Origin of the sequence: Kitasatospora sp. RG8 (assembly GCF_017813315.1) — a bacterium.
Taxonomy (GTDB): Bacteria; Actinomycetota; Actinomycetes; order Streptomycetales; family Streptomycetaceae; genus Kitasatospora.
On record NZ_JAGIYX010000004.1, the window covers coordinates 452,993 to 467,220 of the forward strand.

Consider the following 14,228-nt stretch of genomic DNA (forward strand, 5'->3'; position numbering starts at 1 on the left):
GCAGGGTGCCGCCGGGCCGGATAGGGTCGGGGCATGCACGGTCGTGACGCGCACAGCGATGAACCGGTCCGGGCGACCGCCTGGGTGCGGGGCAAGGTCCAGCAGGTCGGCTTCCGCTGGTGGACCAGGGCGCGTGCGCTGGAGATCGGCCTGACCGGGTACGCGAGCAACCTCGGCGACGGCCGGGTCCAGGTGGTGGCCGAGGGCCTCGCCGCCGACTGCGAGGAGCTGCTGGCCCTGCTGCGCGGCCCGGACACGCCCGGCGCCGTCTCCGGGGTGACCGAGATCTGGACGGCCGTCGGCACCGGCTACGAGGGCTTCGAGATCCGCTGAACCGGGTACCCGGGCGGGTGAAAGGCCCGTCGCCGCGGGCCGCACCCGAAATGATCGGCAACTGCCGGTGTCATGCGGTTGCCATCGGGGCAGACTCGTGGTTGACTCCGCATCGAACGATGATCCACGAGCACCTGGTGGAGACCGGCCCGAGACCGCCTGGCGTGACCACACCGCCATGCAGGTGACAGGGGCGCGGTAGCGTGGGGTGATCGTGTTGACCCTTTCCGTCTTTGGTGAGACGCTTGAAGCCCGCGCACACGACCGCGTTTATCCGGTAGGCGTATACCCCGTGGGCCCAGCTCACGGTGGTTGTGCCATGGTGCCCAGCCAGCACCGCCGGTGCGCGCCGCGCGTGCGTCCCCCTTCCCCCTAGACCTGTACCGTTCCGGTTCGGTCACTCAGCGTGGAGGACCATTCATCATGGCAAAGGCGCTTCTCGGGTACGTCGGCGGCCCCGACCCGCGAATGCTCTCCGAGATGCGACGGCTTCAGCAGCGCGTCCAGGACCTGGAGTCCGAGCTCCTTCGGATGCAGGCTGAGAACGACGCTCTCACCGCTGTCGCTGACGAGCACTCGCTGCTCAGCAGCATCGATCTGGACCAGCGGGAGCCGGCTCTCACCTGAGTCCCGCCCGGTCCTCGCAGATCGACGCCGCTGTGCACTGAGCCGCCCCGAAAGGGACGCAGCTTGCAAGGGACGCCCTGTGTGGCGTCCCTTCGTCGTGTCCCGGCCCGTGTCCGGGGAGCGTCCGGGCAGGTGGGGCGGGTGGGGCCGGATACAGTCGCAAACCGGGGCCCTGGCGAGCGATGAGGAGACCGGCGCGTGCACCTGAAGAGTCTGACGCTGCGCGGGTTCAAGTCCTTCGCCTCCGCCACCACCCTGCGGTTCGAGCCCGGGATCACCTGCGTGGTCGGCCCCAACGGCTCCGGCAAGTCCAACGTCGTCGACGCGCTCTCCTGGGTGATGGGGGAGCAGGGCGCCAAGTCGCTGCGCGGCGGCAAGATGGAGGACGTCATCTTCGCCGGGACCAGCGGGCGCGCCCCGCTCGGCCGCGCCGAGGTCAGCCTCACCATCGACAACTCCGACGGCGCGCTGCCGATCGAGTACGCCGAGGTGACCATCACCCGGACGATGTTCCGCAACGGCGGCAGCGAGTACGCGCTCAACGGCGACACCTGCCGGCTGCTCGACATCCAGGAGCTGCTCTCCGACTCCGGCATCGGCCGCGAGATGCACGTCATCGTCGGCCAGGGCCAGCTCGACTCCGTCCTGCACGCCGACCCGATGGGCCGCCGCGCCTTCATCGAGGAGGCCGCCGGCGTCCTCAAGCACCGCAAGCGCAAGGAGAAGGCGCTGCGGAAGCTGGACGCGATGCAGGTCAACCTCAACCGCGTCCAGGACCTGGTGGCCGAACTCCGCCGCCAGCTCGGCCCGCTCGGCCGGCAGGCGAAGATCGCCCGCCGCGCCGCGGGCATCCAGGCCGACCTGCGCGACGCCCGTCTCCGGCTGCTCGCCGACGACCTGCTCACCCTGCGCCGGGCCGTCGAGGCCGAGGTCGCCGACGAGCTGGCGCTCAAGCTGCGCCGCTCCACCGTCGAACAGGAACTGGCCCGCGCCGTGCAGCGCGAGGCGGTGCTGGAGGCGCAGGTCCAGCAGCTCGGCCCGAGCCTGGAGGCGGCCCGGCAGACCTGGTACCGGCTCTCCGCGCTGGCCGAACGCACCCGCGGCACCGTCGGCCTGGCCGAGGCGCGGGCCCGGCACGCGGCCACGGGCGGTCAGGTCGAGGAGCGGCCCGGCCGGGACCCGGAGGAGCTGGAACGGGAGGCCGGGCGGGTCCGGGAGGAGGAGGCCGCGCTGGCCGAGGCGCTGGAGGAGGCGCAGTACGCGCTGGCCGAGGCGGTCGAGACCAGGAGCGGGCTGGAACGCTCGCTCGACGCGGAGGAGCGGCGGCTGAAGGACGCCGCCCGGGCCATCGCCGATCGCCGGGAGGGCCTGGCCCGGCTCCAGGGGCAGGCCGCGGCCGCCCGCTCCAAGGCCGCCGCCGCGGAGGCCGAGATCGGCCGGCTCGCCGAGGCCCGGGACGAGGCGTTGCTGCGCGCCGGGGCCGCCCGGCAGGAGTACGAGGAACTGCGCGCACAGGTCGACGGCACGGCGGGGGACGACGAGCGCGCCGAGGCGGCGCACGAGGCCGCCCGTGAACGGCTCGCCGCCGCCGAGCGCGACCTGGCCGCCGCCCGCGAGACCGCCGGTGCCGCCGAGCGCGAACGGGCCGGACTGACCGCGCGGCACGAGGCGTTGGCGCTCGGCCTGCGCCGCAAGGACGGCAGCGGCACGCTGCTGGGGTCCGACGACCGCCCGGCCGGGATGCTCGGCCCCGCGGCCGAGCTGCTGACCGTCGCCCCCGGCCACGAGACCGCCCTCGCAGCGGCGTTCGGGGTGGCGGCGGACGCGGTGGCGGTCGACTCGCCCGGCACCGCCGCCGAGGCGCTGCGGCTGCTGCGCAGGGAGGACGCGGGGCGGGCCGCGCTGCTGATCGCCGGCGCCCCCGAACCCGGCCCCGTCCCGGGGGAGTTGCCGGCCGGTGCCCGTTGGGCCTTTGAACTGGTGGACGGGCCTGCCGAGTTGCTGTCGGCGGTGCGCGCCCTGCTGGCCGGCGTCGCGGTGGTGGGCACGCTCGACGAGGCGCTCCGGGTGGTCTCGGCCCACCCTGGCCTCGCCGCCGTCACCGCCGACGGCGACCGGCTCGGCGCCGGCTTCGCCCACGGCGGCTCGGGCGGCGCGCCCAGCCTGCTGGAGACCCAGGCCGCGGTGGACGAGACCGCCCGGGCGATCGGGCGGCTGGACGTCCGCTGCACCGAGGCGGCCGCACGGCTGGCCGAACTCACCGGGCTGCGCGGGGAGTCGGCCGCCGAGCTGGAGCAACTGGCCGACCGGCGGCGGCAGGCCGAGAAGGAGCGGGCCGAAGTGGCGGGTGCCCTCGGCCGGCTCGGCGGGCAGTCCCGGGCCGCCGCCGGAGAGGCCGAGCGGCTGGCCGCCGCCGCCGGGCGCGCGGAGCAGGGGCTCGCCCAACTGCTCGCCACCGCGGAGGAGCTGGCGGAACGGCTGGCCACGGCCGAGGAGTCGGCGGACGCGGGTGAGGACGAGCCGGACGCCGCCGAGCAGCAGCGGCTGGCGGGGGCCGCCACCGCCGCCCGGCAGGCCGAGCTGGAGGCACGGCTGGCCGTACGCACCCACGAGGAGCGGGTGCGGGCCCTCAACGGTCGCGCCGACCAGCTGGACCGGGCCGCCCGCGCCGAGCGCGAGGCGCGCGCCCGGGCCGCCGAGCGCCGTCGGCGTGCCGAGCACGACGCCGGGGTGGCGAACGCCGTCGCCGCGGGCGCCCGGCAGCTGCTCGCCTGTCTGGAGGTGTCGCTGGCCCGCGCGGACGCCGGGCGGGCCGCCGTCGAGCAGGCGCGCGCCGAGCGCGAGGCGGAGCTCAGGGAGCACCGCGAGCACGGCCGCGAACTCAAGGCCGAGCTGGACAAGCTGGTCGACGCCGGGCACCGGGACGAGGTCCTGCGGGCGGAGAAGCGGCTGCGGATCGAGCAGTTGGAGGCGCGGGCGCTGGAGGAGTTCGGCATCGAGGGCGGCGAGCTGCTCGGCGAGTACGGGCCGGACCGGCTCGTCCCGCCGTCGCCGCCCGAGGACGGGCGGGAGCCCGGCGAGCCGCGCCCGTACGACCGGGCCGAGCAGGAGAAGCGGCTGAGGGCGGCCGAGAAGGCCTACCAGCAGCTCGGCAAGGTGAACCCGCTGGCGCTGGAGGAGTTCGCGGCGCTGGAGGAGCGGCACCGCTTCCTCGGCGAGCAGCTGGACGACCTCAAGCGGAGCCGGCGGGACCTCCTCGACATCGTCAAGGACGTCGACGAGCGGGTCGAGCAGCTGTTCACCTCGGCGTACCACGACACCGCCGCCCAGTTCGAGGGCGTCTTCGCGCGGCTCTTCCCCGGCGGGGAGGGACGGCTGGTTCTGACCGACCCGGACAACATGCTGGCCACCGGCGTCGAGGTGGAGGCGCGTCCGCCGGGCAAGAGGGTCAAGCGGCTCTCGCTGCTCTCCGGCGGCGAGCGCTCGCTGACCGCGGTGGCACTGCTGGTGTCGATCTTCAAGGCCCGCCCCAGCCCGTTCTACGTCATGGACGAGGTGGAGGCTGCGCTGGACGAGACCAACCTGCGCCGACTGATCGGGATCATGGAGGAGCTGCGGGAGAGCTCCCAGCTGATCGTGATCACCCACCAGAAGCTGACCATGGAATCGGCCGACGCCCTCTACGGCGTGACCATGAAGGGCGACGGCATCTCCCAGGTGATCAGCCAGCGCCTGCGCGTGGCGGAACCTCCCGGCCGCCGGACCGGGGGAGAGCACCGCGGGAGCGGCACGCACGCGACCCGGCCCCGGCAGTACGAGGAGGCGACCGCCTCCGGCCCGGCGGACTGATCCACCGGCCAACGCCGGGGCGGATGCCCGCGGGCGACCCGATCACCGATACTGGACGGGTTGTGACTCCTCCCCCTCGCGTGCGAGGGGGCTTCTGACCCAGCCGCTTGACGACCTCATGACGGCCAAGCCCTGACCGGTGCCGGACGGCACGGCGTCAGCGTAAGGGAGGCGGCGGCGCTCCGTGCGTCGGTGACCGAAGGATCACTCTGTCGTGGGATCCCGATAAGGAGATTTATGTGGAATACGTGATCCTCGCCGTAGTCATCGCCGTGATCGCCATCGGTGCGATCGCCGGCCTCGTCGTTTCCGGCAGACGACGCCAGCAGCTGCCCCCGAAGTCGCAGGCGCCGGTCATCACGGCGCCTCCGACCCCGCAGGAGCCCCAGGTCGGCGAGGAGGCCGCGCCGCCGACCGAGGAGCCCCGGCGCACCGTCGAGGAGGTGGAGCTCCCCGAGGCCGAGGCCGAGGCCGTCCCCGAGACGGCCGCGGAGGTCGAGGAGGCCCCGGCCCTCGAAGTCCCCGAGCCCACCGCCGGCCGGCTGGTCCGGCTGCGGTCCCGGCTCTCCCGCTCGCAGAACTCGCTCGGCAAGGGCCTGCTCTCGCTGCTCTCCCGCGAGCACCTGGACGAGGACACCTGGGAGGAGGTCGAGGAGACCCTGCTGACCGCCGACGTCGGCGTGACCCCCACCCAGGAGCTCGTCGAGCGGCTGCGCACCCGGGTGAAGGTGCTCGGCACCCGCACCCCGGACGAGCTGCGCGGGCTGCTCCGCGAGGAGCTGGTCGAGCTGATCGGCAAGGACGCCGACCGCACCGTGCACTCCACCAAGCACCAGGCGGGCCCGGCCGTCGTCCTGGTGGTCGGCGTCAACGGCGTCGGCAAGACCACCACCACCGGCAAGCTGGCCCGCGTCCTGGTCGCCGACGGCCGCAAGGTGGTGCTCGGCGCCGCCGACACCTTCCGTGCCGCCGCCGCCGACCAGCTGCAGACCTGGGGCGAGCGGGTCGGCGCGCGCACGGTGCGCGGCCCGGAGGGCGGCGACCCGGCCTCGATCGCGTTCGACGCGGTCAAGGAGGGCATCGCCGAGGGCGCCGACACCGTCCTGGTCGACACCGCCGGCCGGCTGCACACCAAGACCGGCCTGATGGACGAGCTGGGCAAGGTCAAGCGGGTCGTCGAGAAGCACGGCCCGGTGGACGAGGTGCTGTTGGTGCTGGACGCCACCACCGGCCAGAACGGCCTGGTCCAGGCCCGGGTCTTCGCCGAGGTGGTCGACATCACCGGCATCGTGCTGACCAAGCTGGACGGCACCGCCAAGGGCGGAATCGTGGTCGCGGTCCAGCGGGAGCTGGGCGTGCCGGTCAAGCTGATCGGTCTCGGCGAGGGTGCGGACGACCTGGCGCCGTTCGAGCCGGGTGCCTTCGTGGACGCGCTGATCGGGGACTGATCCCGGGAACCGCTCCACCGGTGAAGGGTCCGCCTCGCGAGGGGCGGGCCCTTCGGCGTTCTCCGCCGGTGCCTGCGTTTGCCCACCGGTGCCTGCGTTCTCCGCCGGTGCCTGCATTTCTCCGCCGGCGTCGGGGTGGCGCGCGGGAGGGGCCGGCGGTGCGTCCGGGTGGTAGGTGCGGCCGGCGCCCACGGGGGGTGGCCAGGCGAGCTGCCCGCGAAGGGCGGGTTGCGGGCGCTGCCTACGAGGCGAGCCAGGCGGGCTCGGCGGAGCGCTCGCGGCCGCGGTGGCAGGCGTAGGCGAGGGTGCCGAGCAGCAGCCGGGCCTCGGGCGGGCAGCCGGCGTTGTCGCGGGTCGGCCGGCGCAGCCAGCGGACCGGGCCGAGGCTCCCGAGGACGGTGGGCGGGGCGGCGACGTAGCTGCCCTCGCCGTGGCAGGTGAGGTCGAGCGCGGCGTCGTCCCAGCCCATCCGGTAGAGGAGGTCGGGCAGCCGGCGGGCGGTGCCGGCGGCGACCAGGAACTGCAGCCGGCCGGTGGGGGCGGCCAGCACCGGGCCGACCTGGGTGCCCATCCGCTCCAGCCGGACCAGTGCCTGGAGCCCGGCCTGCTCGGGGACGTCCAGGACGTCGAAGGCGCGGCCGGTCGGGAACAGTACGGAGACGCTGGCGCCGGAGCGGGCGGCCGGCTCGCCGCCGGGGGCGGGGTGCAGGCCGGGTGCGGCGCAGCGGGGGGTGCCGCAGTGGCAGCGGGCCGGGGTGGTGGCCGGGCGGGCCGGGTTGCCGACGGCGACCGCCCAGCCCCAGCGGCCGGTGTACTCCGCGGCCGCCTGGGACGCCGTGGCCCGGGTGCGGCGGCGCGCGCTCAGCGGGGCCAACCGCAGGTGCCCCAGTCGAAGTTCGCCGAACAGGTTGTCCATGCCTCCCCCAACAGGTTCTCGTTGCCGATGGTTACGGGATGGTGACTTTGTGTTGATTGTCCGTTGCGTGGTGCGTTGTGCGGTGGCGGCGCGCAGCGCGTGGCGTGCGCCAGTTGCGGGGCCGCGCCTCGGGCGCCGCCTTGTGGGGGGCGGGGCCCGTGCCGGATCGTCGGGTGCGCGGGAGGGTGGTCGGCCGGCTCGGCGGCAAACTCGCCGGTGGCCGCCGTGTGTTGCCGGTCTGAGCAGGGGGGCCGGTGGGGACTTGGCAGCCCGCATATGCCGGGCCGTCGGGACTATCCAGTGAAGCGTGTGCGGACTTGCTTCGGTTCACTCATGGGGGTGGCGAAAGGTGGCGTTTCGCCAGGGCCGCTCCCACGGGTACCACGCGGGGCATTACGTTCAGCACACGGACGCCGTCGTTGAGTCCGCTCCAGGCCCTCGGGGGACGGGAGTTGGGGAAACTGACGGCCCGTCCGCAAGGATGGCACACCAGTACGACAGCGGTTTCAAGAAGCGGTTCAAACAGCGGTACGGAACAACGCGGAACAACGGTGGCGGGGCGACGGCCCCGGAACGCCGCGGCGAACGGTCCGGCACCCGGCTTCGGCCGGCGGCACCGGCCCGCGCTCCCGGCGGCACCTCAGGTACGGCACGTCTGGCAAGAGCCCGCAACCGTCGGGCGGTCACGATCGGGGGCCCCGCAGCAGGGGCCGGGCGGGATGGGGACGTTCCCATGGCAGAGAAGCAACCCAATGAGAAGCTGACCACGTGGTTCACCCGCAGCGGTTGGTCCAAGGGCGAACTGGCGCGCCAGGTCAACCGCCGGGCCCGCCAGATCGGCGCCCACCACGTCTCCACCGACACCTCGCGGGTGCGCCGCTGGCTCGACGGCGAGCAGCCCCGCGAGCCGATCCCCAAGATCATGTCGGAGCTGTTCTCCGAGCGCTTCGGCTCCGTGGTCTCCATCGAGGACCTCGGGCTCCGGGCCGCCATCCCGGTCTCCACCGTGGGCGGCGGCGTCGACCTGCCGTGGAGCGCGCCGCAAACCGTCCAGCTGATCAGCGACTACTCGCGCAGCGACCTGATGCTCAACCGGCGCGGCTTCCTCGGCACCTCGCTCGCCCTGACGGCCGGCGCCGCGCTCATCGAGCCGATGCAGCGCTGGCTGGCCCCCGGTCCGACCGGCATTCCCACCCCCATCCTCACCGCGGCCAACGGCGGAGAGCCGTTCACCGGCCGGCTCTCCGAGCCCGAGCTGGAACTGCTGGAGCAGACGACCGTCATGTTCCGCCAGTGGGACGCCCAGAACGGCGGCGGGCTGCGCCGCAAGGCCGTCGTCGGCCAGCTGCACGAGGTCACCGACCTGCTCCAGGAGACCTACCCCGAGCAGACCACCCGGCGGCTGTTCCGGCTCACCGCCGAGCTGGCCCACCTGGCCGGCTGGATGTCGTACGACGTCGGAATGCACCCGAGCGCGCAGAAGTACTACGTACTGGCGCTGCACGCGGCCAAGGAGGCCGGCGACCGTCCGTTCGGCGCGCTGATCCTCACCGACATGAGCCGCCAGATGATCCACCTCAACCGCGGCGAGGACGCCCTGGAGCTGATCCACCTCGCCCAGTACGGCAGCCGCGACACCGCCACCCCGCGCCAGCAGTCCCTGCTGTACGCGATGGAGGCCCGCGCGTACGCCACCATCGGCGAGGTGAACCGCTGCGCCCGGGCGGTCCGGCTGGCCGAGGACACCTTCACCGACATCCGCGAGGGCGACGGCGACCCGGACTGGCTGAAGTTCTTCTCACCGGCCGAGCTGAACGCGGAGAACGCGCACTCCTTCCGCGACCTCGCCTACCACTCCGACAACGCCGAGCTGTACGCCTCGATGTCCGCCCCGGTGATGGAGCGCGCGGTCGACCTCTTCCGCCAGGACGGCGACCACGTCCGCTCGTACGCCTTCAACCTGATCGGCATGGCCAGCGTCCACCTGCTGCAGAAGGAGCCGGAGCAGGCCGTGGAGTACGCCGAGCAGGCGGTGGAGATCGCCGGCAAGGTGCGTTCGGAGCGGCTCAACTCGCGGGTGCGCAAGACCACGGAGGCCGCCTCCGTCCGGTTCAGGGGCGTGGACGCGGTGAGCCGGCTCCAGGAGCGGGTGGTCCAGGACATCCCGGAGTACGTCTCGGTGGTCTGACCCGTCCGCGTGGTCCGGCCCGTCCGCGTGGTCGGGCCTGCGCCCGCTGCCCGGGTGCCCCGCCGCCCGTGTACCGCTGCCCGTGATCCCGCCCCACCGTGAACCCCGCCGACCGTGACGGCCGCCGCCGCCACGGTCGGTGGCCGTTTCCGCACTCCCCGTGCCGTGCGGCGGCACGGTAGCCCATCCGGCGGCGCGGCACGGCCGTGGTTCACGCAGGCGTAACCCCACCGTCGCCGTCGTCACGGTCGCGAAACAACGGGCCGCATCGGCCGAAACCAGCCTTCGGCACTCTCCTTCTCATCGCCGACACCCCGGGTGGCACGGGACAGGTAACCCGGGTGTGGAGCGGCTTCCATTCATGAGGAGACGCCGATGCCGGACGGCTTCAGCGCGGGCGATACCGCCTTCGTGCTCATTTGTGCGGCCCTGGTCATGGTGATGACCCCGGGCCTGGCCTTCTTCTACGGAGGCATGGTCAGGGCCAAGAGCACGCTCAACATGCTGGCGATGAGCTTCCTCTCGCTCGGCATCGTCAGCGTGCTCTGGGTCCTCTACGGGTACTCGCTCAGCTTCGGGCCCGACGCGGGCGCCGGCCTGATCGGCAACCTGGACTTCCTCGGGATGCGCGGCATCGGGCTGAACGACCTGACCGGGACGATCCCGGTCACCGCGTTCTCCGCCTTCCAGCTGATGTTCGCGATCATCACCCCGGCGCTGATCAGCGGTGCGGTCGCGGACCGCGCCAAGTTCACGGCCTGGGGCCTGTTCATCGCGCTCTGGGTGACCGTCGTGTACTTCCCGGTCGCGCACTGGGTCTTCTTCTTCGACGGCGGCAACGGCGGCTGGCTCGGCGACCGCAACGGCGTGATCGACTTCGCCGGCGGCACTGCCGTGCACATCAACGCGGGCGTCGCGGGCCTGGCGCTCTGCCTGGTGCTGGGCAAGCGGGTCGGGTTCCGGAAGGACCCGATGCGCCCGCACAGCCTGCCGCTGGTGATGCTCGGCTCCGGGCTGCTCTGGTTCGGCTGGTTCGGCTTCAACGCGGGCTCGGCACTGGCCGCCAACGGCGTCGCCGCGATGGCCCTGGTCAACACGCAGGTCGCCACGGGCGCCGCGCTGGTCGGCTGGCTGGCCTATGAGAAGCTGCGGCACGGCGCCTTCACCACGCTCGGCGCCGCCTCCGGCGCGGTGGCCGGCCTGGTCGCCATCACCCCGGCCTGCGGCTCGGTCAGCCCGCTCGGCGCGGTCGCGATCGGCCTGATCGCCGGCGCCGTCTGCGCCGCCGCGATCAGCCTCAAGTACCGCTTCGGTTTCGACGACTCGCTCGACGTGGTCGGCGTGCACGCGGTCGGCGGTGCGATCGGTTCGCTGCTGGTCGGCCTCTTCGCCACCGGCACCGTCGGCCAGACCGCCAAGGGCCTCTTCTACGGCGGCGGCCTGGAGCAGCTCGGCAAGCAGGCGATGGGCGTGGCCGTGGTCGCCGCCTACTCCTTCGTGCTCTCCTGGCTGCTGGCCAAGGCGATCGACAAGACGGTCGGCTTCCGGGTCGCCGAGGAGGTCGAGGTCGCCGGCATCGACCAGGCCGAGCACGCCGAGTCCGCGTACGACTTCAGCGCGCTGGGCGCCGGCCTGGCCAGGAGCACCCCCGCCCCGGCCGCGGCCGTGGTCGCCGCCCCCGCCCCCGCCGCGCCGGCCGCTGCGAAGAGCACCGGGAAGCCTGCCGAGAAGAACACCGAGAAGACCGAGGTCGACGCCTGATGAAGCTCATCACCGCGGTCATCAAGCCGCACCGCCTGGACGACGTGAAGGCCGCCCTGCAGGCCTTCGGGGTACACGGCCTGACCGTCACCGAAGCCAGCGGCTACGGCCGCCAGCGCGGCCACACCGAGGTCTACCGGGGCGCGGAGTACACCGTGGACCTGGTGCCCAAGGTCAGAATCGAGGTCCTGGTCGAGGACGACGACGCCGAGCAGCTGATCGACGTCCTGGTCAAGGCGGCCCGGACCGGCAAGATCGGGGACGGCAAGGTCTGGAGCATCCCGGTCGAGACCGCCGTCCGGGTGCGGACCGGCGAGCGCGGCCCCGACGCCCTCTAGGGACACGCTCTAGCATTCAGCTTGATCACGCAGGCGGACCTGCGGCCGGCCCCCGGTCGCGGGTCCGCCGACGGCGTATCGGCGCCGTTGGTTCAACCGCACGACGGACGGGGACTTCGCATGGCCACCGAAACCGACGACCCCTGCGACTACGGCGCCGCCCGCGCCCGGCTGCTGGACGAGCCCGGCCCCGCCGGCAGCGCCCGCCGCGCCGCGCTGGCCGCGCTCACCGACGACTGGCTGGCCGGCCTGCTCACGGCGGCCGGAGCCCCGGCCGGCGTCGCCCTGGTCGCCGTCGGCGGCTACGGGCGCGGCGAACTCTCCCCGCGCAGCGACCTCGACGTCCTGCTGCTGCACGACGGCCCGCTCGACCCCGCGCTGCCCGAACGGATCTGGTACCCGGTCTGGGACACCGGCACCGCACTCGACCACTCGGTGCGCACCCCCGCCGAGGCCCGCGCGGTGGCGGCCGCCGACCTCAAGGCGCAGCTCGGCCTGCTGGACGCCCGCCACGTCGCCGGAGACCCGGCGCTCACCGCCTCGCTGCGCTCCGCCGTCCTCGCCGACTGGCGCGCCGCCGCCCCCGCACGCCTGCCCGAGCTGCGCGAACTCGGCCGGGAGCGGGCCGAACGGCACGGCGAGCTCTCCTTCCTGCTGGAGCCGGACCTCAAGGAGGCCCGCGGCGGCCTGCGGGACGTCGTCGCGCTCAACGCGATCGCCGCCACCTGGCTGGCCGACGCCCCGCGGGACGGCCTGGACGCCGCCGCGACGCGCCTGGCCGACGTCCGGGACGCCCTGCACCTGGCCACCGGCCGGGCCACCGAGCGGCTCAGCCTCCAGGACCAGGACCAGGTCGCGGAGCGGCTCGGTGTGCTGGACGCCGACACCCTGCTGCGCCAGGTCTACGAGGCCGCCCGCACCATCGCCTACGCGAGCGACGTCACCTGGCGGGCGGTGGACCGGGTGCTGGCCGCCCGCGCGGGCCGGGGCCGGCGCACCTCCCGGCTCTCCTTCCCGTTCACCGGCGCCGGGCGCGGCGCGGGCGCGGTGGCCCGTGGTGCGGTCGAGCGCCGTCCGCTGGCCGAGGGCGTGGTCGAGCAGGACGGCGAGGCGGTGCTCGCCCAGGGCGCGCGCCCGGCCGCCGACCCGGTGCTGCCGCTGCGCGCCGCTGCCGCCGCCGCGCAGAACGGCCTGACCATCTCCTACTCGACGGTGCGCCGGCTGGCCTCCGAGTGCCGGCCGCTGCCGGTGCCCTGGCCGGACGAGGCCCGCGAGCAGCTGGTCACGCTGCTCGGCGCGGGTGAGGCCTGTCTGCCGGTGTGGGAGGCGCTGGAGGCGGAGGGGCTGATCACCCGGCTGCTGCCGGACTGGGAGCGGGTCCGCTGCCGCCCGCAGCGCAACGCCGTGCACCGCTGGACGGTCGACCGGCACCTGGTGGAGACGGCGGTGCGGGCCGCCGCGATGACCCGCCGGGTGGCCCGGCCGGACCTGCTGCTGGTGGCCGCGCTGCTGCACGACCTCGGCAAGGGCTGGCCCGGCGACCACAGCGAGGCGGGCGAGGTGATCGTCCGTGACGTGGCGGTCCGGATGGGCTTCGACCGGGAGTCGGTCGAGACCCTGGCGATGCTGGTCCGCCACCACCTGACCCTGGTGGACACCGCGACCCGGCGGGACCCGGACGATCCCGCGACCGTAGAGGCGATCACCAAGGTGGTCGCGACCCTGCCGCAGCTGGAGCTGCTGCACGCGCTGACCGAGGCCGATGCGACCGCGACCGGCCCGGCGGCCTGGAGCCGCTGGCGGGCCTCGCTGGTGGACGGCCTGGCGGCCAGGGCCGCCGCCCAGCTGGCCGGCGCGTACCCTTCCCCGGCCGTCGGCCGGGGGTACCCCCACCCCGGGGAGGCCGCGCCGACCGCGGAGCAGGAGCGGCTCGCGGTGGAGGCGGCCCGGACGGGTGGGCCGGCGCTCTCGCTGCTGGCACAGGCCGAGGTGGCGGCCCAGGCCGGGGAGGCGGGCCTGAGGCGGGAGCCGGGCCTGGCCGCGGGTCAGGGCCGGCCGGGTGGAGGGGAGCCCGGCACCGAGCCGATGGGCGTGCGGCTGACCCTCGCCGTCCCGGACCAGCCGGGGTTGCTCGGCACCGTCGCCGGGGTGCTGGCCCTGCACCGGCTGACCGTCCGCTCGGCGGGCCTGCGCGAGCTGGACCCGATCGGCGCCGGCCCGGTGCTGCTGCTCTCCTGGACGGTGGCGGCCGAGTTCGGCGAGCTGCCGGAGGCGGCCCGGCTCCGGGCCGACCTGCGCAGGGCGCTCGACGGTTCGCTGGACGTCTCGCGCCGGCTCGCCGAGCGCGACGCGGCCGCCCCGCGCCGGCGCGGCATCCCGACCCCGCCACCGCTGGTCGCGGTGGCCCCCGCGGTGGCCTCGGCCACCGCGACCGTGCTGGAGGTGCGCGCCCACGACGCCCCCGGCCTGCTGCACCGGATCGGGCGGGCGCTGGACGGCGCCGGCGTCCGGGTCCGGACCGCGCACGTCTCCACGCTCGGTGCCGACGCCGTCGACTCCTTCTACCTGACCGACGACGCCGGCCGGCCGCTCACCGCCCAGCGGGCCGGGGAGGTCGCGGCGGCGGTCCGGGCGGCGCTGGGCTGAGCCCCGAGCCGGGGAGCGGCCTCCCCGGCCCGCTGGGGGTGTTCCGGGCTTTGATCCGGGAACGCTCCGGGGGTGCTCGGCGGTGCTCCGGGCGTGCTTCGGGCGGGCCCCGGGGAAAGCTC

Annotated in this window: 9 protein-coding genes; 8 read left to right on the forward strand and 1 reads right to left on the reverse strand. The window is 74.5% G+C overall.

Annotated features, from left to right (window positions below; genetic code table 11):
- Window positions 1-33: 33 nt before the first annotated feature.
- From J5Y04_RS09600 to ftsY, 4 genes are all read left to right on the forward strand, one after another.
- On the forward strand, window positions 34-333 hold the full coding sequence (locus tag J5Y04_RS09600) for an acylphosphatase (protein WP_148642784.1): 300 nt from the start codon (window positions 34-36) through the stop codon (window positions 331-333).
- A gap of 423 nt (window positions 334-756) precedes the next feature.
- Window positions 757-960, forward strand: a complete 204-nt coding sequence (locus J5Y04_RS09605) for a hypothetical protein (RefSeq protein ID WP_148642783.1) — start codon at window positions 757-759, stop codon at window positions 958-960.
- A gap of 198 nt (window positions 961-1,158) precedes the next feature.
- Window positions 1,159-4,809: a chromosome segregation protein SMC gene (gene smc / locus J5Y04_RS09610; RefSeq protein ID WP_209411430.1), complete on the forward strand. Its 3,651-nt coding sequence runs from the start codon at window positions 1,159-1,161 to the stop codon at window positions 4,807-4,809.
- Window positions 4,810-5,048: 239 nt separating this feature from the next.
- The gene (gene ftsY, locus J5Y04_RS09615; RefSeq protein WP_209411431.1) at window positions 5,049-6,257 is read left to right on the forward strand and encodes a signal recognition particle-docking protein FtsY; all 1,209 of its coding nucleotides are present in this window, start codon (window positions 5,049-5,051) and stop codon (window positions 6,255-6,257) included.
- 241 nt (window positions 6,258-6,498) lie between these two features.
- Here ftsY and J5Y04_RS09620 read toward each other — a convergent pair whose 3' ends face one another.
- On the reverse strand, window positions 6,499-7,173 hold the full coding sequence (locus J5Y04_RS09620; RefSeq protein ID WP_209411432.1) for a bifunctional DNA primase/polymerase: 675 nt from the start codon (window positions 7,171-7,173) through the stop codon (window positions 6,499-6,501).
- Window positions 7,174-7,906: 733 nt separating this feature from the next.
- On the opposite strand from J5Y04_RS09620, the gene J5Y04_RS09625 reads away from it, so the two are divergent.
- From J5Y04_RS09625 to J5Y04_RS09640, 4 genes are all read left to right on the forward strand, one after another.
- Window positions 7,907-9,361 carry a tetratricopeptide repeat protein gene (locus tag J5Y04_RS09625; RefSeq protein ID WP_148642779.1) on the forward strand — a complete coding sequence of 485 codons (1,455 nt, stop codon included), beginning with the start codon at window positions 7,907-7,909 and terminating at the stop codon, window positions 9,359-9,361.
- 375 nt (window positions 9,362-9,736) lie between these two features.
- Window positions 9,737-11,122: an ammonium transporter gene (locus J5Y04_RS09630; protein ID WP_209411433.1), complete on the forward strand. Its 1,386-nt coding sequence runs from the start codon at window positions 9,737-9,739 to the stop codon at window positions 11,120-11,122.
- Complete coding sequence (locus tag J5Y04_RS09635; protein ID WP_148642777.1) at window positions 11,122-11,460, forward strand: P-II family nitrogen regulator; 339 nt, start codon at window positions 11,122-11,124, stop codon at window positions 11,458-11,460. The genes J5Y04_RS09630 and J5Y04_RS09635 overlap by 1 nt, the downstream gene beginning before the upstream one ends.
- Before the next feature lie 120 nt (window positions 11,461-11,580).
- Window positions 11,581-14,106, forward strand: a complete 2,526-nt coding sequence (locus J5Y04_RS09640; protein ID WP_209411434.1) for a [protein-PII] uridylyltransferase — start codon at window positions 11,581-11,583, stop codon at window positions 14,104-14,106.
- The last annotated feature ends 122 nt before the right edge of the window (window positions 14,107-14,228 follow it).

Coding starts and splice junctions, on each gene's coding strand:
- J5Y04_RS09630 (WP_209411433.1), top strand. CDS start 9,737: ATGCCGGACGGCTTCAGCGCGGGCGATACCGCCTTCGTGCTCATTTGT.
- J5Y04_RS09635 (WP_148642777.1), top strand. CDS start 11,122: ATGAAGCTCATCACCGCGGTCATCAAGCCGCACCGCCTGGACGACGTG.
- J5Y04_RS09640 (WP_209411434.1), top strand. CDS start 11,581: ATGGCCACCGAAACCGACGACCCCTGCGACTACGGCGCCGCCCGCGCC.
- J5Y04_RS09625 (WP_148642779.1), top strand. CDS start 7,907: ATGGCAGAGAAGCAACCCAATGAGAAGCTGACCACGTGGTTCACCCGC.
- J5Y04_RS09605 (WP_148642783.1), top strand. CDS start 757: ATGGCAAAGGCGCTTCTCGGGTACGTCGGCGGCCCCGACCCGCGAATG.
- J5Y04_RS09600 (WP_148642784.1), top strand. CDS start 34: ATGCACGGTCGTGACGCGCACAGCGATGAACCGGTCCGGGCGACCGCC.
- J5Y04_RS09620 (WP_209411432.1), bottom strand. CDS start 7,173: ATGGACAACCTGTTCGGCGAACTTCGACTGGGGCACCTGCGGTTGGCC.